This window comes from Pseudomonas sp. AC193 (assembly GCF_979258075.1).
In genome coordinates this window covers 3,743,985-3,764,448 of sequence record NZ_OZ409832.1, presented here as the reverse complement: position 1 = coordinate 3,764,448, position 20,464 = coordinate 3,743,985, and the positions used below count along the sequence as shown (strand labels likewise).

The 20,464-nt window shown below is 58.9% G+C and carries 22 protein-coding genes; 9 read left to right on the top strand and 13 right to left on the bottom strand.

The features are described from left to right. Nucleotides 1-41 precede the first annotated feature (41 nt). The 4 genes from ACZZ0D_RS16925 to ACZZ0D_RS16910 all read right to left on the bottom strand — a co-directional run bounded on the left by ACZZ0D_RS16925 (nt 42) and on the right by ACZZ0D_RS16910 (nt 4,271). Nucleotides 42-1,874 (bottom strand): ABC transporter ATP-binding protein, encoded by a 1,833-nt coding sequence (locus ACZZ0D_RS16925; protein WP_053118159.1) that lies wholly within the window; start codon nt 1,872-1,874, stop codon nt 42-44. An 88-nt stretch (nt 1,875-1,962) separates the two neighbouring features. Further along, nucleotides 1,963-2,526 (bottom strand): peptidylprolyl isomerase, encoded by a 564-nt coding sequence (locus ACZZ0D_RS16920; RefSeq protein WP_053118162.1) that lies wholly within the window; start codon nt 2,524-2,526, stop codon nt 1,963-1,965. Nucleotides 2,527-2,529: 3 nt separating this feature from the next. Then, nucleotides 2,530-3,333, bottom strand: coding sequence for an alpha/beta fold hydrolase (locus tag ACZZ0D_RS16915; protein WP_463553831.1), 804 nt, complete (start codon nt 3,331-3,333; stop codon nt 2,530-2,532). Between the two features lie 14 nt (nt 3,334-3,347). Continuing rightward, entirely contained in the window at nt 3,348-4,271 is a 924-nt protein-coding gene (locus ACZZ0D_RS16910) for a LysR family transcriptional regulator (RefSeq protein WP_008086429.1), read from the bottom strand. Nucleotides 4,272-4,320: 49 nt separating this feature from the next. Between ACZZ0D_RS16910 and ACZZ0D_RS16905 the strand changes: the two genes are divergently transcribed. The 3 genes from ACZZ0D_RS16905 (at nt 4,321) to ACZZ0D_RS16895 (ending at nt 6,676) form a co-directional block, all read left to right on the top strand. After that, the gene (locus tag ACZZ0D_RS16905) at nt 4,321-4,635 is read left to right on the top strand and encodes a hypothetical protein (protein ID WP_053118166.1); all 315 of its coding nucleotides are present in this window, start codon (nt 4,321-4,323) and stop codon (nt 4,633-4,635) included. A 229-nt stretch (nt 4,636-4,864) separates the two neighbouring features. Beyond that, complete coding sequence (locus ACZZ0D_RS16900; RefSeq protein ID WP_053118168.1) at nt 4,865-5,464, top strand: FMN-dependent NADH-azoreductase; 600 nt, start codon at nt 4,865-4,867, stop codon at nt 5,462-5,464. Nucleotides 5,465-5,809: 345 nt separating this feature from the next. Continuing rightward, a complete protein-coding gene (locus tag ACZZ0D_RS16895) occupies nt 5,810-6,676 on the top strand; it encodes a carboxylate/amino acid/amine transporter (protein WP_463553830.1) in 867 nt (288 codons plus the stop codon). A gap of 126 nt (nt 6,677-6,802) precedes the next feature. On the opposite strand, the gene ACZZ0D_RS16890 is transcribed toward ACZZ0D_RS16895, so the two are convergent. Next, nucleotides 6,803-8,101 carry a mechanosensitive ion channel family protein gene (locus ACZZ0D_RS16890; protein ID WP_053118172.1) on the bottom strand — a complete coding sequence of 433 codons (1,299 nt, stop codon included), beginning with the start codon at nt 8,099-8,101 and terminating at the stop codon, nt 6,803-6,805. 191 nt (nt 8,102-8,292) lie between these two features. Here ACZZ0D_RS16890 and ACZZ0D_RS16885 point away from each other — a divergent pair, with 191 nt between their 5' ends. Continuing rightward, nucleotides 8,293-9,633, top strand: coding sequence for a DEAD/DEAH box helicase (locus ACZZ0D_RS16885; protein WP_053118174.1), 1,341 nt, complete (start codon nt 8,293-8,295; stop codon nt 9,631-9,633). An 89-nt stretch (nt 9,634-9,722) separates the two neighbouring features. On the opposite strand, the gene ACZZ0D_RS16880 is transcribed toward ACZZ0D_RS16885, so the two are convergent. Together ACZZ0D_RS16880 and ACZZ0D_RS16875 are read right to left on the bottom strand one after the other, a co-directional pair. Then, nucleotides 9,723-9,998, bottom strand: coding sequence for a hypothetical protein (locus ACZZ0D_RS16880; protein WP_053118177.1), 276 nt, complete (start codon nt 9,996-9,998; stop codon nt 9,723-9,725). Nucleotides 9,999-10,180: 182 nt separating this feature from the next. Continuing rightward, entirely contained in the window at nt 10,181-10,915 is a 735-nt protein-coding gene (locus tag ACZZ0D_RS16875; RefSeq protein WP_463553829.1) for a DUF899 domain-containing protein, read from the bottom strand. 176 nt (nt 10,916-11,091) lie between these two features. Here ACZZ0D_RS16875 and ACZZ0D_RS16870 point away from each other — a divergent pair, with 176 nt between their 5' ends. Further along, nucleotides 11,092-11,484, top strand: a complete 393-nt coding sequence (locus ACZZ0D_RS16870) for a transcriptional regulator (RefSeq protein WP_400649156.1) — start codon at nt 11,092-11,094, stop codon at nt 11,482-11,484. Between the two features lie 124 nt (nt 11,485-11,608). On the opposite strand, the gene ACZZ0D_RS16865 is transcribed toward ACZZ0D_RS16870, so the two are convergent. The 3 genes from ACZZ0D_RS16865 to ACZZ0D_RS16855 all read right to left on the bottom strand — a co-directional run bounded on the left by ACZZ0D_RS16865 (nt 11,609) and on the right by ACZZ0D_RS16855 (nt 13,677). Next, on the bottom strand, nt 11,609-12,478 hold the full coding sequence (locus ACZZ0D_RS16865; RefSeq protein WP_463553828.1) for a DUF6279 family lipoprotein: 870 nt from the start codon (nt 12,476-12,478) through the stop codon (nt 11,609-11,611). 76 nt (nt 12,479-12,554) lie between these two features. Beyond that, nucleotides 12,555-13,271, bottom strand: a complete 717-nt coding sequence (locus ACZZ0D_RS16860; protein ID WP_463553827.1) for a TorF family putative porin — start codon at nt 13,269-13,271, stop codon at nt 12,555-12,557. 217 nt (nt 13,272-13,488) lie between these two features. Beyond that, nucleotides 13,489-13,677 carry a hypothetical protein gene (locus ACZZ0D_RS16855; protein WP_016702300.1) on the bottom strand — a complete coding sequence of 63 codons (189 nt, stop codon included), beginning with the start codon at nt 13,675-13,677 and terminating at the stop codon, nt 13,489-13,491. A 340-nt stretch (nt 13,678-14,017) separates the two neighbouring features. On the opposite strand from ACZZ0D_RS16855, the gene ACZZ0D_RS16850 reads away from it, so the two are divergent. From ACZZ0D_RS16850 to ACZZ0D_RS16835, 4 genes are all read left to right on the top strand, one after another. Further along, nucleotides 14,018-14,854 (top strand): CvfB family protein, encoded by an 837-nt coding sequence (locus ACZZ0D_RS16850; protein ID WP_053118186.1) that lies wholly within the window; start codon nt 14,018-14,020, stop codon nt 14,852-14,854. Nucleotides 14,855-14,957: 103 nt separating this feature from the next. Further along, entirely contained in the window at nt 14,958-15,356 is a 399-nt protein-coding gene (locus ACZZ0D_RS16845; RefSeq protein WP_463553826.1) for a DUF2177 family protein, read from the top strand. Nucleotides 15,357-15,608: 252 nt separating this feature from the next. Beyond that, nucleotides 15,609-16,535 (top strand): DMT family transporter, encoded by a 927-nt coding sequence (locus tag ACZZ0D_RS16840; RefSeq protein ID WP_463553825.1) that lies wholly within the window; start codon nt 15,609-15,611, stop codon nt 16,533-16,535. A gap of 285 nt (nt 16,536-16,820) precedes the next feature. Next, nucleotides 16,821-16,949 (top strand): PA1414 family protein, encoded by a 129-nt coding sequence (locus tag ACZZ0D_RS16835; RefSeq protein ID WP_003184145.1) that lies wholly within the window; start codon nt 16,821-16,823, stop codon nt 16,947-16,949. 89 nt (nt 16,950-17,038) lie between these two features. On the opposite strand, the gene ACZZ0D_RS16830 is transcribed toward ACZZ0D_RS16835, so the two are convergent. The 3 genes from ACZZ0D_RS16830 to ACZZ0D_RS16820 form a co-directional block, all read right to left on the bottom strand. Then, on the bottom strand, nt 17,039-17,287 hold the full coding sequence (locus ACZZ0D_RS16830) for a phosphopantetheine-containing protein (RefSeq protein ID WP_053118192.1): 249 nt from the start codon (nt 17,285-17,287) through the stop codon (nt 17,039-17,041). A gap of 130 nt (nt 17,288-17,417) precedes the next feature. Next, a complete protein-coding gene (locus ACZZ0D_RS16825; RefSeq protein WP_212550532.1) occupies nt 17,418-18,797 on the bottom strand; it encodes a sodium:solute symporter family protein in 1,380 nt (459 codons plus the stop codon). Nucleotides 18,798-18,959: 162 nt separating this feature from the next. Next, nucleotides 18,960-20,462 (bottom strand): purine-cytosine permease family protein, encoded by a 1,503-nt coding sequence (locus tag ACZZ0D_RS16820; RefSeq protein WP_463553824.1) that lies wholly within the window; start codon nt 20,460-20,462, stop codon nt 18,960-18,962. Nucleotides 20,463-20,464: the final 2 nt, after the last annotated feature.

Sequence of the window (20,464 nt, the reverse complement as noted above, 5' to 3'; positions counted from 1 at the left end):
CTGCGTTCCCACGCGGAGCGTGGGAACGATCATTCAGTGCATCAATCGATACCGACGAACCCACCGGTCTGGTGCGCCCACAGCCGCGAATACAAACCGCGATGTGCGAGCAATTCCGCGTGAGTACCGCTCTCGGCAATCTTGCCGTTCTCCAGCACCACCAGCCGATCCATCCGCGCAATCGTCGAGAGCCGGTGCGCGATCGCAATCACGGTTTTGCCCTGCATCAAGGTTTCAAGACTTTCCTGAATCGCCGCTTCCACTTCCGAGTCCAGCGCCGAGGTCGCTTCGTCCATGATCAGGATCGGCGCGTCCTTGAGCAGCACCCGCGCAATCGCAATGCGCTGACGCTGACCACCGGACAACTTCACCCCACGCTCGCCGACGTGCGCATCGAAACCGGTACGGCCCTCGGCGTCCGACAGCAGCGGAATAAACTCATCGGCACGCGCCTTGTGCACCGCGTCCCACAACTCGGCATCGGTCGCGTCCGGTTTGCCGTACAACAAGTTGTCGCGGATTGAGCGGTGCAGCAGCGAGGTGTCCTGGGTGATCATGCCGATGCGCGCACGCAGGCTTTCCTGACCGACGTCGGCGATGTTCTGCCCGTCGATCAAAATGCGCCCGCCCTCGACGTCGTACAGGCGCAGCAGCAGGTTGACCAAGGTCGATTTGCCAGCGCCGGACGGCCCGATCAAACCGATTTTCTCGCCGGGTTTGATGTTCAGGTTGAGGTCGCCGATGATCCCGCGCTTCTTGCCGTAGTGAAAATCGACGTGCTCGAAACGCACTTCGCCACGGGCTACTTGCAGCGGTTTGGCGTCTTCGCGATCGGTGACGCTGACCGGTTGTGCGATGGTCTGCAGACCGTCCTGCACCATGCCGATGTTTTCGAAAATCCCGGTGACCACCCACATGATCCAGCCGGACATGTTGACGATGCGAATCACCAGACCGGTCGCCAAAGCAATCGCGCCGACGGTGATCAACGATTGCGTCCACAACCACAGGGCCAACGCGGTAGTGCCGACGATCAGCAAGCCGTTCATGGTGGTGATCGCCACGTCCATGCTGGTGACCACACGACCAGCCAGTTGCGCTTTGACGGTCTGTTCTTCGATGGCTTCCTTGGCGTAGTGCTGTTCGAAATTGGTGTGGGCGAACAGCTTCAGCGTGGCGATGTTGGTGTAGCCGTCGACGATGCGCCCCATCAGTTTCGAGCGCGCGTCGGAGGCTTCCACCGAGCGTTGTTTCACCCGTGGCACAAAGTAGTAGAGCGCGCCGATGTAGGCGGCAATCCACAGCAGCAACGGGATCATCAAACGCCAGTCGGCTTCGGCAAACAGCACCAGCGAACTGATCGCGTAAATCACCACGTGCCACAGCGCATCCACCGCTTGCACCGCAGAATCACGCAGCGAGTTACCGGTCTGCATGATGCGTTGGGCGATGCGCCCGGCGAAGTCGTTCTGGAAGAAATTCAGGCTCTGCTTGAGCACATAGCTGTGGTTCTGCCAGCGGATCATGCTGGTCATGCCGGGGCTCAGCGTCTGATGCACCAGCAGGTCGTGCAGGCCGAAAAAGATCGGCCGCAACACAAGGGCAACGACCACCATCCACGTCAGTTCGAGGGCGTGGTCGCTGAAGAAATTCGGGTTCGGCGTGCCTTGGGCCAGGTCGATGATGCGGCTCAGGTAACTGAACAGCGCCACTTCGATCAACGCGGCGAAGAGGCCAACGACGAGCAGGGCGGCGAAACTCGGCCAGACCTGTTTGAGGTAGTAAACATAGAAGGGCCAGACACGGTCTGGAGGGGACGCCGTGGGGGCGTCGCGGAATATGTCGATCAGTTGTTCGAAACGGCGATAGAGCATCAGATAACCGCCCGGAATGCGGGCTCTCCTTTTATCAGTGTGAGCGGCGCGGGATCAGCCCGGCGCCGCTCGATATGCCCTGCAGTACTCAGTCGATGCGCTTGGCCGACTTGATGATCACAGGGTCGACAGGCACGTTTTGCATGCCGCTTTTGGTGGTGGTCTGCGAGTTGACGATGATGTCGACCACGTCCATGCCCTTGACCACTTTGGCGAATACCGCGTAACCGGCGTCACGGCCCGGGTCGAGGAAGGCGTTGTCAGCCACGTTGATGAAGAACTGGCTGGTGGCCGAATCCGGGTTGGAAGTGCGCGCCATCGACAACGTGCCGCGAACGTTGTGCAGGCCATTGCTGGCTTCGTTCTTGATCGGTGCCTTGGTGTCTTTCTGTTGCATTTGTTGGGTGAAACCGCCGCCCTGAGCCATGAAGCCGGGGATCACGCGGTGGAAAATGGTGTTGGTGTAGAAGCCGCTGTCGACGTACTCAAGGAAGTTCTTGGTACTGATCGGCGCCTTGACCGGATCCAGCTCGATTTCGATCTGGCCGTTGGTGGTGTCCAGCAGCACGTGTGGCGCCTTGGCTGGCGTTGCTGCCATCAGGTTGGCGGCAAACAGAACGGTACCGGCGGCGAGGGCGAGTTTTTTCAGCATGGGTCAGTGATCCTGAGATTGAAGGTCGGCTGTGGCGAGAAACTCCAGCAGCGTTTGATTGAAGCGTTGCGGTTGGTCGAGCGGGGTGGCGTGGCGCGAATCGTCGATCACCACCAGCCGCGCATCGGGCAGCAGTTTTACATAGGTTTCTTTCAGCGCGACGGGTGTGTAGTCGCGGTCGGCGCTGACGATGAGGGTTGGACAGGTCACGCGGGAAAGTCGTTCCTGAACGCCCCAACCGACAATCGCATCGAAGCTGGCGAGATAAGCACGTTTGTCGTTTTTTGCCCAGCGTTCGGCCATTTTCTGCCGCAGATCGGCCTGTTCCGGCTCGGGAAAAAGTTTGCCGCCGAGGGCTTTGCCGATGGTCGCGAGGCTGAGCACGCGCATCAGGCTCCAGCGTTTGAACCACTGCCAGTAGTCATCACGGCTGCGCAGTTTGACCTCGGGCGCGCTGTTGACGATGGTCAGGCTTTTAAGCAATTGCGGGTGATCGACGGCGAACTGAAAACCGATCATGCCGCCCATGGACAGCCCGGCGTAATGCACCGGGCCGAGGTTCAAATGTTCGATCAGCGCAAGCAGGTCTGCGCTGAAACCGGCGATGCTGTAGCGCTCACGGGGTTTGTCCGAGCGGCCGTGGCCGCGAACATCCGGAACGATCACCCGGTAGTGCGCGGCGAGAGCCGGGATCTGCATTTCCCAGTCCAGCGTGCTCGAACCGAGCCCGTGAACCAGCAGCAACGGCGTACCGTGGCCATATTCCTCGTAGTGCAGGTTGCAACCTTCGTGCTCGAAATACGCCATCGGTGGACTCCGTGTCAGGCTTGTTCAGGGGCGGCGTACGGCGCATCCAAAGGCAACGTATCGAAGGTGCGCAGCAGTTCGATGAGGATTTGCGTCGCCGGGCCCAGGGGTTTGTCTTTGTTCGAATACAGATAGAAGCTGGAGTTGCGGGTGCCGCCCCTGTCCAACGGTAGCAGCTTGAGCGAGCCATCCTTGAGTTCTCGTTCAATCATGTGTCGAGGCAACCAGGCAAAACCCAGTCCGCTGCTGACAAATGTCGCCGCCGTGGCAAGGCTGCCGACCGTCCAGCGTTGTTCGGCGCCGAGCCAGCCGACGTCGCGGGGTTGCTGGCGGCCGGAGTCGCGGATCACCACTTGCATCTGCGTTTCGAGATCCTGAAAACTCAGTTCGCGATTGAGCCGATGCAGCGGGTGATCGGGGTGGGCGACGGCGATGAACTCAACGTCGCTCAATTCCGCCCCGAGGTGACCGGGAATGCTCAGGCCGGTGATGGCCAGATCGGCTACGCCTTCAAGCAGTACTTCTTCCACACCCGACAACACTTCTTCACGTAGACGCACGCGGCAGCCACGGCTCTGCGGCATGAACGCGGTCAGTGCGCGGACGATGCGCGCACTCGGGTAAGCGGCGTCGACCACCAGCCGCACTTCCGCTTCCCAGCCTTGTTCCATGTGATGGGCGAGGTCTTCGAGTTGGCTGGCCTGTTTCACCAGTTGCCGCGAACGGCGCAGCAACACGCCGCCGGCTTCGGTGAGCACGGCTTTACGCCCATCGATGCGCAACAGCGGCACGCCGAGCTGATCCTGCATGCGCGCGACGGTGTAGCTCACCGACGATTGCGAGCGGTGCAGGGCCTCGGCGGCCTGGGCAAATCCGCCATGGTCGACCACGGCCTGCAATGTTCGCCATTGATCCAGGGTCACGCGGGGCGCTTTCATCAATAGCTCCTCTTGTCCTAAGCTGGCGATCCCTCATGGAGACTGCCGAATGAAAAAATTCTGTTGTGTGTTGCTGGCGCTGCTGCCGCTGACGGCGTTCGCGTACCCGATCGACGTGGAAAAGGATCTCAACGGTTTGAAGATCGACTACGAAACCTACGACACCGACAACGACATCGGCTCCATTCGGGTCGCCAACTACGGCGATGTCGATGCGACGTGCAAGGCCGTCTTCAGCAACGGCCCCGAGGCGCCGCGCACCCGCAGCATCGATGTCCCGGCCGGCAAACATAAAAACGCCACGGCCAAGTTCACCCGCTCGATCATCAAGTTGCGCATCAAACTGACCTGCGTCCCGAAATAACCCGAATCCCTTGTAGGAGTGAGCCTGCTCGCGATAGCGGTGTGCCAGATAAATTAATGGTGCCTGACACTACGCCATCGCGAGCAGGCTCACTCCTACAGGGTAGGTGTCAGCATCTAAACGAATTATTCGATACTTTGCAGCAATTATTTGCGCTTTTTCATCGATTCAACTCTGTTTAACCTTCACTCCATCGACTTACAACATTCTCGGATGGAGGCTACACAACATGTCCCGCGTTCTGATCATTGAAAGCAGCGCCCGCCAGCAAGACTCGGTGTCCCGTCAACTGACCCAGACCTTCATCAGTCAGTGGAAAGCTGCACACCCTGCCGATCAGATCACCGTGCGTGACCTCGCCGTGAACCCGGTACCGCATCTGGACGCCAACCTGTTGGGTGGCTGGATGAAACCTGCCGAACAGCGCAACGCCAGCGAACAATCGTCGCTGGATCGCTCCAATGAATTGACTGATGAACTGCTCGCCGCTGACGTGCTGGTGATGGCTGCGCCGATGTACAACTTCGCCATCCCGAGCACCCTCAAGGCCTGGCTCGACCACGTGCTGCGTGCCGGCGTGACTTTCAAGTACACCGAAACCGGCCCGCAAGGCCTGCTCAGCGGCAAGCGTGCTTACGTGCTGACCGCTCGCGGCGGCATCTACGCCGGCGGCCCGGCGGATCATCAGGAACCGTACCTGCGTCAGGTCATGGGTTTCATCGGTATCAACGACGTGACCTTTATCCACGCCGAAGGCATGAACCTTGGCGGCGACTTCCAGGAGAAGGGCTTGAATCAGGCCAACGCCAAACTGTCCCAGGTCGCTTGACAGGTTAATCGCCAGATAATCTCTGGATGGTCTAGTGACCTGGCGCAACCCCTTCAAGGTTCCACGCGCATCGAACCTCCCTTTGCACTTGTTGCTCCTGAGTGCTGTAGCCCGATTGAACGCATATGCGAGATCGGGCTTTTTTTTGCCCGGGATTTGCCATTGACGCAAACCTCACTGTGGGAGCGGGCTTGCTCGCGAAAGCGGTGTATCAGTCAAACATTTGCTGTCTGACTCTACGCCTTCGCGAGCAAGCCCGCTCCCACAGGGGATTTGTATTGTTTGAGGGTTCGCGGTCTTGCGCAAAAACCGCTATCGTCGCCGCCATTCAAAACCGAGGCGAGCATGGGCTATCTACTTTTTGTCACGCTGATCCAGGCGTTTTCCTTCAGTCTGATTGGCGAGTATCTGGCCGGTCATGTCGACAGTTACTTCGCCGTGCTAATGCGCGTGGTGCTAGCCGGGCTGGTGTTCATCCCGCTGACCCGCTGGCGCTCGGTCGAACCGTCGTTCATGCGCGGCATGCTGATGATCGGTGCGTTGCAGTTCGGCGTGACCTACGTCTGTCTGTACCTGAGCTTCCGCGTGCTGACGGTGCCGGAAGTGTTGCTGTTCACCATCCTCACGCCGTTGCACGTGACGTTGATCGAAGACGCGCTGAACCGCCGCTTCAACCCGTGGGCGCTGATCGCTGCACTGGTGGCGGTGAGTGGGGCGGCGGTGATTCGTTTCGACAGCATCAGCCCGGACTTCTTCATGGGCTTCCTACTGCTGCAACTGGCCAACTTTACCTACGCCGCCGGGCAGGTGATGTACAAACATCTAGTGGCCAAGCACCCGAGTGATTTGCCGCATTACCGACGTTTCGGTTTCTTCTACGTCGGCGCACTGGCGGTGGTGCTGCCAGCGTTCTTGTTGTTCGGTAAAGCGAATTTTCTCCCGGAAGCGCCGCTGCAGTGGGGGGTGTTGCTGTTTCTGGGACTCGTCTCGACCGCGCTGGGCATGTACTGGTGGAACAAGGGTGCGTGTATGGTCAATGGCGGCACGTTGGCGGTGATGAACAACCTGCATGTGCCGGTGGGGTTGCTGCTGAATCTGCTGATCTGGAATCAGCATGAGGAGCTGGGGCGGTTGTTCCTGGGGGGTAGCGTCATCCTTGCTGCCGTGTGGATCAGCCGCCTGGGCATCCACAAATCACCAGCCACCGCATAACCCTGATTGAAAACTGTCCCCTGTGGGAGCGGGCTTGCTCGCGAAAGCGGTGTGTCATTCAACGATTATGTCGACTGATCTGACGCCTTCGCGAGCAAGCCCGCTCCCACAGTTTTGGTCTGTGCGTTACATAAGGTGTTTTTGTGGCTCGGGGATGCTTGCCGAGCCGAGCACCGCTGGCAGCAGGCCAGAGCGCAAATCCCCGCCACTCGGCTGCTGATACAGACTCAACCCAAACTCCGGCAACACCGCCAGCAGATAATCAAAAATATCCCCCTGAATCCGCTCGTAATCCGCCCACGCCGTGGTGCGGGTGAAGCAGTAGATCTCCAGCGGAATGCCCTGCGCCGTAGTCTGCATCTGCCGCACCATGCAGGTCATGTTCGGTTGAATCTCCGGATGACTCTTCAGATACGCCAACGCATACGCGCGGAACGTGCCGATATTGGTCATCCGGCGGCGGTTTGCCGACATCGCCGCGACATTGCCCTGAGCCTCATTCCACGCCTTGAGCTCGGCTTTCTTGCGGCTCATGTAATCGGTGAGCAAATGCACCTGCGAGAGCTTTTCTTCCTCGTCATCGCGGATGAAACGCACGCCGCTGGCGTCGATGAACAGGCTGCGTTTGATCCGCCGTCCGCCGGATTGCTGCATGCCACGCCAGTTCTTGAACGACTCGGACATCAAGCGCCAGGTCGGGATCGACACTATGGTCTTGTCGAAATTCTGCACCTTGACCGTGTGCAAAGTGATGTCGACCACATCGCCATCGGCGCCGACTTGCGGCATTTCGATCCAGTCGCCAACCCGCAGCATGTCGTTGCTGGTGAGCTGCACGCTGGCGACGAACGACAGCAGCGTGTCTTTGTAGACCAACAGAATCACCGCCGACATCGCACCGAGACCGGAGAGCAGCAACAGCGGCGAGCGGTCGATCAGGGTGGCGACGATGATGATCCCGCCAAACACGTACAGAACCATTTTCGCCAGTTGCACGTAGCCTTTGATCGAGCGCGTGCGGGCGTGTTCGGTGCGCGCGTAGATGTCGAGCAGGGCATTGAGCAGCGCGCTGATGGTCAGCAGCAAAAACAGGATGGTGAACGCCAGCGCGACGTTGCCGAGGAAGTTCATCGCGGTTTTGCTCAGTTCCGGCACCAGGTGCAGGCCGAACTGGATCACCAGCGACGGGGTGATCTGCGCCAGGCGCTGAAACACTTTGTTGTGGCGTAAATCGTTGATCCAGTGAAACGCCGGCTGGCGACCGAGCATGCGGCTGGCGTGCAGGATCAGGTAGCGCGCCACTCGTCCGAGTACCAACGCGATCACCAACAGCAGCATCAGCGCGAGGCTGGCTTGCAGGATCGGATGCTGTTCGAGGGTGCCCCAGAGGTCTTGGGCGTTGAGCCAGAGCTGTTTGATATCCATAAGTGAAACGATTCTTCTGTAAGACGCGATGGCCGATTAGAGCATTTAAGACGCCAGGTATTACGTTTGGAGACAAATCAGGCAACAAAAAAACCACTGATTGCTGCCGTTTGCATAAAGAAACTCGGCCTGAGCGCTCGAAACCGGTAACCTATGCAGCTGTTTTTTTGCATATCTTCGAGGTAGCACCCGTGTTTTCCCAATTCGCCCTGCACGAACGCCTGCTTAAAGCTGTGGCCGAGCTGAAATTTGTCGAGCCAACGCCTGTGCAAGCCGCGGCCATCCCGCTGGCGCTCCAAGGGCGTGATTTGCGGGTGACTGCGCAAACCGGTAGCGGCAAAACCGCCGCTTTCGTACTGCCAATCCTCAATCGCCTGATCGGCCCGGCCAAGGTTCGCGTCAGCATCAAGACGCTGATCCTGCTGCCGACCCGTGAGCTGGCCCAGCAAACCCTGAAGGAAGTTGAGCGTTTCTCGCAGTTCACCTTCATCAAATCCGGCCTGATCACTGGCGGTGAAGACTTCAAGGTACAGGCCGCGATGCTGCGCAAAGTGCCGGACATCCTCATCGGCACCCCGGGCCGCATGATCGAGCAACTCAACGCCGGCAACCTCGATTTGAAAGAAGTCGAAGTGCTGGTGCTCGACGAAGCCGACCGCATGCTCGACATGGGCTTCTCCGAAGACGTTCAGCGTCTGGTCGACGAATGCACGAACCGTCAGCAAACCATGCTGTTCTCGGCCACCACCGGTGGTTCCGGCCTGCGCGAAATGATCGCCAAAGTGCTGAACAACCCTGAGCACTTGCAGCTCAACGCGGTCAGCCAGCTGAACTCGACCACCCGTCAGCAAATCATCACCGCCGACCACAATCAGCACAAAGAGCAGATTGTGAACTGGCTGCTGGCCAACGAGACCTATCAGAAGGCGATCATCTTCACCAACACCCGCGCCATGGCCGACCGCATCTACGGCCGCCTCGTGGCTCAGGAATATAAAGCGTTCGTGCTTCACGGCGAGAAAGATCAGAAAGATCGCAAACTGGCGATCGACCGTCTGAAGCAGGGCGGCGTGAAAATCCTTGTGGCCACCGACGTGGCGGCCCGTGGTCTGGACGTTGATGGTCTGGACATGGTGATCAACTTCGACATGCCCCGCAGCGGCGACGAGTACGTGCACCGCATCGGTCGTACCGGCCGTGCCGGTAACGATGGCCTGGCGATCTCGTTGATCTGCCACGGCGACTGGAACCTGATGTCGAGCATCGAGCGCTACCTGAAGCAAAGCTTCGAGCGCCGCACCGTCAAGGAAGTCAAAGGCACCTACGGCGGGCCGAAAAAGGTCAAGGCCTCGGGCAAAGCCGTTGGCGTGAAGAAGAAAAAGACCGACGCCAAGGGCGACAAGAAGAAAACTGCCGCCAAGACGCCGACCAAGCGCAAGAGCGCCAACCGTCCGAAGCCAGACTCGTTGGTCAGCAGCGACGGCATGGCCCCGCTCAAGCGCCGCAAGCCGGCAGAGCCAGCGGCTGAGTAAGTCGTTTCAGGCTGGATAAAAAAACCCGGACAATGTCCGGGTTTTTTTTCGCCCCTCTGTAGGAGCTGCCGAAGGCTGCGATCTTCGCTTTAGCCTTCCGCCTTCTTCTCCGCCGTACCCAACTCTTTCAAGCGCTGATCAATCAACTGGCACTTGTCCGGCAGATCCGCGCTGGCCGTGCCCAGATCCATTTTCTGCAACTCGGCGTTGATCTCTTTGGCCTTGGCCGGATTCTGTTCAGTGAGCTTGGTGACCTCTTTGGCCAGTTGTTCACGTTTGGCGGTCGCCTCCTCAGGCGTGCAGGCCCAGACGGGCAGGGCGCAGGCAAGGGTGGCGGCGAGGGTGAGCTTGATCAGGGTTTTCATGGGGGCAGGCCTCAGTTCCGGTTAAGGCGGGTTAACCGGTTGAGGGGCAAAGCCTGCGAAAAGTTCAGAAACTGTGGCAGAACCTGTGGGAGCGAGCCTGCTCGCGAAAGCGGTATGTCAGGCACTGTTCATGGTGGCTGACACGGCGCTTTCGCGAGCAGGCTCACTCCCACAATGGGCGATCAGTTGCCGTGGCAGCAGCTGGATTTTGTCGCGCCTTCATACCGATCATGATGCCGCACCCACTCCATGATCTCGTCTTCATTGCGGCCCTTCGGCGTCAGGTCGAGGTAGTTGTAGGCGCCAACCAACATGTCCAGACCCCGGGCGTAGGTGGAATAGGTGTGGAAGACGTTTCCGGCCTTGTCCTTGTAAAACACGCTCAGCCCGGGCATTTCTTCTTCGGCGCTGTCAGTTTTTTCGTAGTTGTACGTAGCCTTTCCGGCGGCAACATCCTCGGCACGGGCGCACACGCCGAAGTCATAGTTGAAGTCGCAGCCCTCTGACGATACCCAGTCAAACTTCCAGCCCATGCGTTGTTTGAAGTCTTGAAACTGGTTAAACGGTGCGTGGGACACCGCAACCACGGCGATATCGTGATGGGCCAAATGCTGGTTGGCGCCGTCGATGTGGTCGCTGAGGAACGAGCAACCTTGGCAGCCTTCCTCCCAATCCTTGGCGAACATGAAGTGGTAGATCACCAATTGGCTGTGGTCGCCAAACAGGTCAGCCAGCTTCAATTCGCCGTTCGGGCCCTGGAAGTGGTAATCCTTGTCGACTTTCACCCAAGGCAAGGCGCGGCGTTCAGCGCTGAGGCGATCGCGCTCTTTAGTGAAGGCTTTTTCGTGTTCAAGATGTTGTTTGCGGGCGGCGAGCCATGCTTTGCGCGATACCACCGGATGGTTCTCAACGTTCATGATGATTTCTCCTGCGGGGTTGAAACCGTCTGTTTCAGACTAGTCGTTCAGCCCGCCGGGAAATCGACAGACCGCCGGTCGGTCGCTGAAGGAAATACAGCTGAACGGCTGCGTCAGGCTCCGGTCACAACCTAGGTACGCGCCCCAAAATCATGCGCACCGGAGGTTGAATCAGGATGACGACTTATAACTGGGATTTGATTGAACGCTTGCTGCACGAAGTGCAAAACAGCGCCGGCCACAGCTTCGCCCCTCGCGCCTACGCTGAGGATTACGCGGCGGAGAAAGCCAGCGCCGGCGAGCCGATCGAGAATCTGGATCACCTGAAAACGGTGGCCTGCGACTATGAAAGGCTGTTGCTTTTGCGCGGTTTTATCCAGCCGCGTCCGGATGAAGAGGGCAGCACCGGCAACAATTTTTCGCTGACCCCGCGCGGTTCGAGCTTGCTGAGCCTGATCGACAGCAGCATTCCCGGCAATGACCACCCGCGTCAGGTGCTGGATGAACAGCCCGATGCGCTGGATGAAGCGACGTTTGATGAAGTCGCCTCGAAAGCCCAGATCGCCTGAATAAACGGAGATCCCTTGTGGGAGCGGGCTTGCTCGCGAATGCGGTGCGTCATTCAACATTGATGTTGCCTGACATGGCCCTTTCGCGAGCAAGCCCGCTCCCACATGGGTTTTTGTATGGATTTCAGGATTTTTGTGCGGCCTTCAGGCATTTGAGGTCGTTGAAGTCTTTGCGTACCCCTTCGATTTTTTTCAATAAGCGCTGGCGCTGCTGCGGCGTACTTTCCGCCATCAGGTCAACAAATAACGAGCGCGCCTGCGCTTCGGTATCGGCGTAGGCCTTGCGGTAATCCGCTGTCCATAAGCTCTCGCGATTCACCAGAAGCGTCTCGATCCGTTGTGGGAATTCTGCACTCTTGCGTTGCGCCACGGCGGCACTGAACTGCTTTTGCCAATGCGCGCGGTTGGCGATCCACTGGGTGTTCTGATCCCCGAGAGCGTTAGTCCAGGCCACTACACGCTGTTCTTGGGTGGCGCTCAGCGGGCCGAGCCAGTCGTTTAGACGTTTGGTCATGCGCTCGCCACGTTCCTTGATCTGCTGGGCCAGCGGCGGATTGACGTAATCCTGCTGGCGTTTGCGCAAGTCCTTGGCGAACGCTTCATTCATCTCTGCCACTTGCTTGTCGTCCAGACCTTGCAGCAATTCGATGGCTGACGGGGTGATCTCTTTCGCGGTTTCGGCGATGGCTTGCTTGGCTTCGGCGGTGCGCGCCTGCAGGGCGGCGTCGGTGACCTGATTGGTCTCGACCATGGTTTGCAAGCGATCCAGCCAGTCGAGGTAACCCGGCAACTGCGTGGTGCAGTGCCAGTTCAGGTGTTCCTTGAGGCGCTCGTTGAACCAGTCTTTCTGCTCGCCGTTCATGTCGACGTAGTCGCCGAGCGTCCACGGAATGATCACGTCGAGGTTGCGATAGGCCAGGCCGACGCGGCTGCAGGCGCCGAGGGCGAGGGTGAACATCAATAACGCGGCAATGTGCTTGAACCAGCGAGACATGGGCGAATCCTTGCGATGGCCAGCCTGAGGGTCTGATGTTTATGTGAACGCAGAATGAGCCCGGCAGTTCAGCCGATCAATAGAAGGCGCGTTCGGCCTTGAGCGTGACGAGGCCGTCGCACTGGCTGTTGTGGCCGGAATAGGCCGAGCAATCGCTGCCGCTGAGGCTGGAGTTGCTGTAGATGAGGTCGAGATCGACGCCCATCACCGGGCGGGAGAACTTCACCGACCAATCGGTAAAACTACTGACGTAGCCGCCGTCCACCGCCACGGGCGAGTTCAACTGGTGGGTGGTGTATTTCATGCTGACGCCGATGCCGAACGGCTGATTGCCGCCAAGGTCGGCGAAAAGGGTGTTGTTCTGTTTATCCGGGTCGTTGCTCAGCGCGATGCCGAAGCGGCTGCCGAGCAGGGTCAGGCCACCGAACACTTCCTGGCTGTCGAGGGTGTCGACCTTCGGATAGCTGTAATGAATCATCCCGACTTCGTAGCCGAGCAACTGATCGAATGGTTGTTTAAAGCCGACGTAGGAGTCGATTTCAAGGTTCTTGCCCGGCGAGATGCCCATGCTCGGCGCGTACTGACCGACGTAAAGGCCGCTGTCGTGTGTCAGGTCGAGACCGCCGTGGAACGAGCCGACCGCCGCCGGTTTGACCAGGCCCTGCGCCATGCTGCGGCTTGGCGTTGTGCCGAGCTTGAGGTCGAAATCACCGAGTTCACGCTGGAAAATCTGCGCGTGCGCAGTCGTTGCCGCGAGCAGGCCTACAAGCAATAAACAGGAAGATGTGCGCATGCGTCACTCCATGAACAGCGAGCGCAGGACGGCGGGCCTGCTGAAACGCTTGATCTAGACGCGTGCAAGGATACCGGCGAATGCTCGGCATTGAAGGCCGTTCGTCGATTTCTGAATATTTGCTGTTTGGTTTGTTTAAAACGGGGAGGGTGTTGCGCGGTGCCAGTCCAGGCGCTTCGAAGCTCAAAGCGCCTCTGGACGGGTGTAAAACCGGGTGTTACTTCTTGCCCAGGCTGATCTGCTTGGACGGGCCGAACGTCTGGCCACTGACGCCTTTGGCAATTTGCTGGATCTCGCCGCCGGACTTGAGGAACGCTGCGATTTGATCGTTGATCGATTCGCTGGTTTCAACGGCTGGAGCTGGCTTTGCTTTGCTGTTGGATGCTTTTACACGCATGGCGGCCATTAACCTGTAGAAAAGTAACTCGGCCAGGCATCGTACAGTAATTACTTGACAATTGCTTGGTAAATATCCCCGGGAATAACCCAGTGCAGCGCTGCATTATTCGCGGTTAATTAATTGGAATATCCAGCTAACCTGCTGTTTTAAATAAGATCATTGCTGTTTGACGGGACATTATGTCGCGGCTGAAACCCTCGCTGGCAGACTGACGAGCGGCACCTCGCTCGTCGGCGATCAAGGAAAATCAAGGCGTGGCGCAGATTTAGCCGAAACCGAGGATCTGCCGGCGAACGTTCACGGCAAAAACGGGTAGAATGCCGCCCACGTAATGAGGGTTCTGGAAATGGCTTTAGTCGGGCGTTACAACAGTTTGCAAGTGGTTAAACACACTAACTTCGGTTTATATCTGGACGGCGGTGCGGACGGCGAGATTCTTTTGCCCAACCGTTATATCCCTAAAGATATTCCCAGCGAAGATGAAGATTGGCTCAACGTTTTTGTTTATCTGGACAGCGAAGACAAACTTCTCGCTACCACAGAGAAACCAAAAGTTCAGGTCGGCGAATTTGCCAGTCTGAAAGTTGTTGAAGTCAACAGCATCGGTGTGTTCCTCGATTGGGGGCTGCCGAAGGATCTGTTGCTGCCGTATTCCGAAGAAAAGCGCCAGATGACTGCCGGCGAGTATTGCGTGGTGCACGTCTACCTCGACAAGCACACCCGCCGCATCACCGCCACCGCGCGCCTGGATCGCTATCTCGACAAAACCCCGGCCAATTACAGCCAGGGCCAGGAAGTTGATCTGCTGGTCGCCGAAGCCACCGACATGGGCTTCAAGGCGATCATCAACAACAAGCACTGGGGTTTGATCCACAAGAATGAAATCTTCAAGTTCATGCGTGCCGGCATGAGCGAGAAGGGCTACATCAAGGAAGTGCGCGCCGACGGCAAGATTGCCCTGAGCTTGCAACCGGTGGGTCAGGAAGCGGCGAGCAGCCTCAACTCGAAGATTCTCGCCAAGTTGCGCGACAACGACGGCACGCTGCCGGTCAGCGACAAGAGCGATCCGGCGTTGATCAGCAGCCTGTTCGGCGTCAGCAAAGGCAACTTCAAGAAGGCCATCGGTTCGCTGTACAAGGAAGGCAAGATCGTTATTCATGCCGATCGCATTGAACTAACCTGAGCCCACGCCAGCCCCATGTAGGAGCTGCCGCAGGCTGCGATCTGTTGATCTTCAAGGTCAAAAGATCGCAGCCTGCGGCAGCTCCTACATTGAGGGTGGTGTGATGAAAAGATCGCTGATTGCCTACGTCGCCACGCTGCTGACGTTTCTTCTGCTCGACGGCATCTGGCTCGGGCTGTTGATGGCGCCGACCTACCGCGAACTGCTCGGTTCGCTGATGCTGGAAAAACCGCTGCTGTTACCGGCCGCGGTTTTTTATTGCCTGTATGTTTTTGGCTGCGTGGTGTTTGTGGTGTTGCCCGCGCTGAGTTGGCAGTGGGCGGTGAAGAGGGGGGCGTTGTTGGGGCTGGTGGCGTATGGGACGTATGACCTGACGAATTGGGCGACGTTACGTGGGTGGTCGGTGCAGGTGACGTTGATGGATTGGGTGTGGGGGATGGTGGCGACGGCTGTGGCTTGTGCGGTTGGGTATTTGGTGGCGAGGCGGTTTGGCCGGCGCTGATGATCCTTCATATGGGGTGGCAGTGAGGGCCTCTTCGCGAGCAGGCTCGCTCCCACAGGGGAAGGCATTCCAATGGTGGGAGCGGGCTTGCTCGCGAAGGGCGGCGCAGCCGACGGCCATTCACCGCTGACGCTGCAGAAGAAACAAATGTCTTTTCCAGACGGCTTTTTCCGCCCGACTCATTGATAATCCCAAACACTGTTTTCTGACCATTGGATGGCCTGCCATGTTGTGTGTGTTCGAGGTGTTGCGGTGAGTGTCGAGCGGCGCAATGCCGACCGGTTTGCCCTGCAAGTGATGATCGGTCTGTGCCTGATCTGGGGTGTGCAGCAAGTCATGATCAAATGGGCTGCGCCGGACATCGCGCCGGTGATGCAGGCCGCGGGGCGGTCAGGCATTTCTGCGTTGCTTGTAGGATTGTTGATCTGCTGGAAGGGCGGTTGGGATCAGGTCGGCAACACCTGGCGCGGCGGTTTGCTCGCCGGTGCGTTGTTCGGTCTGGAATTCTTCTTTATCTCCGAAGGCCTGCAACTGACCACGGCCGCGCACATGTCGGTATTCCTCTACACCGCGCCGATCTTCACCGCGTTGGGCGTGCATTTTCTGCTGGCGAGCGAGCGTTTGCGGCCGCTGCAATGGCTGGGGATTCTGTTGGCGTTTCTCGGCATCGCGATTGCCTTCGCCGGCGGTGTGTCGTGGGACAACCTTGACCGGAGCATGCTGCTCGGTGATTTCTTCGGGATTGTGGCCGGTGCCTGTTGGGGCGCGACCACCGTGGTGGTGCGCGCCTCGCGTCTATCGGACGCACCGGTGACCTTGACCCTGTTCTATCAATTGATGGTCGGTTTCGTCGGCCTCCTGTTGATTGCGCTGTTCAGCGGCCAGATCACTCACGTCAACCTGACCACGGTGGCGGTGGCCAGTGTGCTGTTCCAAGGGCTGGTGGTGTCGTTCTTCAGTTACCTGGTGTGGTTCTGGCTGTTGCGTCGGTATCTGGCGGCCAATCTCGCGGTGTTTTCGTTTATGACGCCGCTGTTCGGCGTGACCTTCGGCGTGATTCTGCTCGGCGAAGAGCTGAGCCTGAACTTCATCATCGGCGCCGTGCTGGTGTTGCTCGGCATCACCTTCGTCAGCGCCGAGCAGTGGGTACGTCGGCGTTTGCGCAAAGCGCTGGGTTAGTAGCCGCTGGCCGAGCATTCAGGGGGTGCGACAACATGGCTCATGGGGCCAAAGGCAGAGTCGGGGCCAATCCGAATGCGTGTTTAGAAGTGCTGCAGGCTGTCTATCCCGCGGCTTCGGCGGATGTGCGAGAAACGGCTTGAACCAATGGCTGCAGATTCTGTTCCATTCAGTAACAGATCATTGCGGATTTCGCCGAGCATTGCGTAGGACTTCGGACTATTATCAGTGCGAAGCGGCCTCAGAATTCCGGTCGCTCAGCACCACCCTGAAGGGGGCATGACGATGAAAGAGAAAATTCAAAACTGGCTGCACGACTTGGGTGTTGCCCTCGGCTTGATCGAACCGCCTCTGCAACCTGTCCCGATCCGCACCGATGACGAGCAGCGTCGCCGCCAGCCGCGCCGGCGGTAAGTGCCTCTTTAAGGATCAAGAGATCGCAGCCTTCGGCAGCTCCTACATGGATCAGTGTAGGAGCTGCCGAAGGCTGCGATCTTTTGCTTTCAATGCCGTCCAATCTCTAGCAAAAACCGGCTCAAGTCATTCGCAGTCTTCGCGGTCTTGAGCATCCGGTCTTCCTCGGCGGTGAATGCCGTCAGTCCGAATTCATCTTCCAGATGAAAGATCAAATCCTCGATATCGGCCTTTTCCAACCCCAATTGCACCAGGCTGGTGTGGTCGTTGAAGTCGTGGTTCTCCAGCAGACGGCGGATGAACCGGTGCACGGCGGCACGCACGGCAGCTCTTCTCATGGCAGTTTTTTCTAGTCGTTGTTCTGCTTGAGTGAAGCATCTTCATCAGCACTTTTCTACAGACGAAAAAAACGGGTGTGGCAACCGACGCCACACCCGTCGAAGAAAGCATCAAGTCGTTACATCAAGCTTAGATCGCGCTCGCCACGGTAGCCGGGCGAGGGGAGACCAGGCTGACCACCACGAAACTGATCAGGCCCACAGCCAGGCTGTAGTAGATCGGCGTGTTGGCATCGAGGCCGTCCTTGATCATGAACAACAGCGCGGTGGCGAAACCCAGACCCATGCTGGCGATGGCGCCGGCGGTGGTTGCGCGTTTCCAGAAGATCGCCCCGATCAACGGGATCAACATGCCGCCGACCAACAGGTTGTAAGCGAGGGTCAGCGCGCTGATCACATCGTTTACCACCAGAGCGATACCCAGCACCACAACACCGGTCAGCAGGGTGAACAGGCGGTTGATGCCCAGGCTCGATTGTTTACCGCCGCGCAGTTTCGGCAGCAGGTCTTCGGTGATGGTGGTGGCAGCGGCGAGCAGGCCGGCGCTGGCGGTCGACATCATGGCCGCCAGTGCAGCAGCGATCACCAGACCCCGGATGCCGTCCGGCAGCGACAGTTTGACGATGGCGGCGAAGGCGTTGTTGACGTTGGACAGATCAGGAATCAGCACGTGTGCCGCCATGCCGATCAGGGCGCAGGCCAGGCCGTAGATGATGCAGTAGATGCCGGCGGCGCTGCCGGCGTACTTGGCGACTTTTTCGTTCTTGACGGTGAACACCCGTTGCCAGATGTCCTGACCGATCAGGATGCCGAAGAAGTAGATCATGAAGTAGGTGATGATCGTGTCCCAACCGATCGTGGTGAAGTTGAACGCGGTGGCCGGCAACTTCAGCACCAGCTCGTCCCAACCGCCCACGCGGTACAGGCAGATCGGCAACAGGATGAACATCAGGCCAACGGTCTTGATGATGAACTGGACGATGTCGGTCAGGGTCAGCGACCACATGCCGCCGATCGCCGAGTAGATCACCACCACGCCACCACCGACCAGTACCGAGATCCAGAACGGCAGGTCAAACAGCACTTGCAGGACGGTGCCGATCGCGAGGATCGAGGTCACGCCGATCATCAGTGCGTAGGCCAGCATGATCAGCGCGGAGGCCGAGCGAGCCATCGGGTTGTAGCGCTTTTCCAGCACTTGGGTAACGGTGTAGATCTTCAGTTTCAGCAGCGGTTTGGCCAGAAACAGGTTCAGCGCGAGAATCCCGCAACCCAGCGCGGCGCACAGCCAGAAACCGGAGATGCCATGCACGTAGCCGAGGCGAACGGTGCCGACGGTGGACGCACCACCGAGCACGGTAGCGGCCATGGTGCCCATGTACAGGCTTGGGCCGAGGTTACGACCGGCGACCAGAAAGTCCTCGTTGGTCTTGGCCTTGCGCATGCCGAAATAGCCGAGCAAAAGCATGCCGGCTGCGTAGATGAGGACGACGAATAAATCCAAAGCCATGATGGCGTGTCTCCGATTGTCTTTTTTATGGTGAAACAAAATTGGTTCTGAGTGCTGCTCACTGTGGGAGCGGGCTTGCTCGCGAAAGCGTCAGCACATTCAACAGCGATGTGACTGACAGATTGCTTTCGCGAGCAAGCCCGCTCCCACAGGGGATTTGCGTCAGGCGGCCTGTCGCAGTTGAGGTTTCACTGCGGCTTCACGCCGTGCATCCTTCGGGCCGAACACTTCTCGCGGTTCCGGGAACAGGCTCAGCAGCGTCAGGTACACCACCGAAGCCAGGCCCAGGGTCACCAGCAAGCTGATGTCGATGCCGCCGGCCATTTCACCCAGCGGGCCAACGAATTGCCCCGGCAGGTTGACGAAGCACAGGCCGACCGCCGCGCTCGGGATCCATGCGCCCAGACCGCGCCAGTTCCAGCCGTGGTTGAACCAGTAGCGTCCGCCCTGTTCGCCGCGCGTGAACACTTGCAGGTCATCCGGGCAGTAGAAACCGCGACGCACCAACAGGCCGATGATCATGATCACCATCCATGGCGTGGTGCAGGTGATGATCAGCACGGCGAAGGTCGACACGCTCTGCACCAGGTTCGCCGCAAAGCGACCGATGAAGATGAAGGCAATCGACAGCACGCCGATCAACAGCGTCGCTTTTACCCGCGACAGCACGCGCGGGAAAACGCTGGACATGTCCAGCCCGGTGCCATACAGCGACGTGGTGCCGGTGGACATGCCGCCGATCACCGCAATCAGACACACCGGCAGGAAGAACCAGCTCGGCGACACCGCCAGCAAACCACCGACATAGTTGTTCGCCGCGATGTAGTCCGGCGCCTTGATCGCGACGATGGTCGCGGTGGTCAGGCCGAACAAAAACGGAATCAGGGTTGCCAACTGTGCCGCGATCACCGCCAGCATGATCTGGGCTTTCGGGGTTGTGCGCGGGATGTAGCGTGACCAGTCGCCGAGGAAGGCGCCGAAGGAAATCGGGTTGCTCATCGCCACCAGCGCGGCGCCGATAAACGCCGCCCAGAAACCTGCCTGGCCGAGGGCCACGCTGCCGGCGTACTGGCTGTCGAAGGCGGGGGCAAAGGCGAAAATGCCGAGCAGGAACAACAGGCTCGCGGCCCACACCGCGATGCGGTTGACCCACAGCATGATGCGGAAGCCGTAGATGCACACGGTGAGTACCAGCAACGCGAACAAGCCGTAGGCCAGACCCAGGGTCAGGTCGGTTTCCGGCAGGCCGATCAGACGTTTGGCACCACCGACCAGCGCGTCACCCGAACTCCACACCGACAGTGAGAAGAACGCGATCGCCGTCAACAACGACAGGAACGAGCCGACGATCCGCCCGTGCACACCGAAATGCGCACCCGATGACACGGCATTGTTGGTGCCGTTGAGCGGGCCGAACAGGCCCATCGGCGCAAGGATCAGCGCACCGACCACCACGCCCAGCACAATCGCCCAGACGCCGGCCTGAAAAGACAGACCGAACAGCACCGGGAAACTGCCGAGCACGGCGGTGGCGAAGGTATTGGCGCCGCCGAAGATCAAGCGAAACAGGTCGCTGGGTCGGGCGTCGCGCTCATGATCCGGGATCTGTTCGACCCCGTTTGTTTCAATGCTGCTAAGGCTTTTTTCGTTGTTGTTGTTATTCATGA

Bases quoted from the DNA above. Each gene is read 5' to 3' on its own strand.
- ACZZ0D_RS16925 (WP_053118159.1), bottom strand. From the start codon at position 1,874: ATGCTCTATCGCCGTTTCGAACAACTGATCGACATATTCCGCGACGCC.
- ACZZ0D_RS16920 (WP_053118162.1), bottom strand. From the start codon at position 2,526: ATGCTGAAAAAACTCGCCCTCGCCGCCGGTACCGTTCTGTTTGCCGCC.
- ACZZ0D_RS16915 (WP_463553831.1), bottom strand. From the start codon at position 3,333: ATGGCGTATTTCGAGCACGAAGGTTGCAACCTGCACTACGAGGAATAT.
- ACZZ0D_RS16910 (WP_008086429.1), bottom strand. From the start codon at position 4,271: ATGAAAGCGCCCCGCGTGACCCTGGATCAATGGCGAACATTGCAGGCC.
- ACZZ0D_RS16905 (WP_053118166.1), top strand. From the start codon at position 4,321: ATGAAAAAATTCTGTTGTGTGTTGCTGGCGCTGCTGCCGCTGACGGCG.
- ACZZ0D_RS16900 (WP_053118168.1), top strand. From the start codon at position 4,865: ATGTCCCGCGTTCTGATCATTGAAAGCAGCGCCCGCCAGCAAGACTCG.
- ACZZ0D_RS16895 (WP_463553830.1), top strand. From the start codon at position 5,810: ATGGGCTATCTACTTTTTGTCACGCTGATCCAGGCGTTTTCCTTCAGT.
- ACZZ0D_RS16890 (WP_053118172.1), bottom strand. From the start codon at position 8,101: ATGGATATCAAACAGCTCTGGCTCAACGCCCAAGACCTCTGGGGCACC.
- ACZZ0D_RS16880 (WP_053118177.1), bottom strand. From the start codon at position 9,998: ATGAAAACCCTGATCAAGCTCACCCTCGCCGCCACCCTTGCCTGCGCC.
- ACZZ0D_RS16875 (WP_463553829.1), bottom strand. From the start codon at position 10,915: ATGAACGTTGAGAACCATCCGGTGGTATCGCGCAAAGCATGGCTCGCC.
- ACZZ0D_RS16870 (WP_400649156.1), top strand. From the start codon at position 11,092: ATGACGACTTATAACTGGGATTTGATTGAACGCTTGCTGCACGAAGTG.
- ACZZ0D_RS16865 (WP_463553828.1), bottom strand. From the start codon at position 12,478: ATGTCTCGCTGGTTCAAGCACATTGCCGCGTTATTGATGTTCACCCTC.
- ACZZ0D_RS16860 (WP_463553827.1), bottom strand. From the start codon at position 13,271: ATGCGCACATCTTCCTGTTTATTGCTTGTAGGCCTGCTCGCGGCAACG.
- ACZZ0D_RS16855 (WP_016702300.1), bottom strand. From the start codon at position 13,677: ATGGCCGCCATGCGTGTAAAAGCATCCAACAGCAAAGCAAAGCCAGCT.
- ACZZ0D_RS16850 (WP_053118186.1), top strand. From the start codon at position 14,018: ATGGCTTTAGTCGGGCGTTACAACAGTTTGCAAGTGGTTAAACACACT.
- ACZZ0D_RS16845 (WP_463553826.1), top strand. From the start codon at position 14,958: ATGAAAAGATCGCTGATTGCCTACGTCGCCACGCTGCTGACGTTTCTT.
- ACZZ0D_RS16835 (WP_003184145.1), top strand. From the start codon at position 16,821: ATGAAAGAGAAAATTCAAAACTGGCTGCACGACTTGGGTGTTGCCCTC.
- ACZZ0D_RS16830 (WP_053118192.1), bottom strand. From the start codon at position 17,287: ATGAGAAGAGCTGCCGTGCGTGCCGCCGTGCACCGGTTCATCCGCCGT.
- ACZZ0D_RS16825 (WP_212550532.1), bottom strand. From the start codon at position 18,797: ATGGCTTTGGATTTATTCGTCGTCCTCATCTACGCAGCCGGCATGCTT.
- ACZZ0D_RS16820 (WP_463553824.1), bottom strand. From the start codon at position 20,462: ATGAATAACAACAACAACGAAAAAAGCCTTAGCAGCATTGAAACAAAC.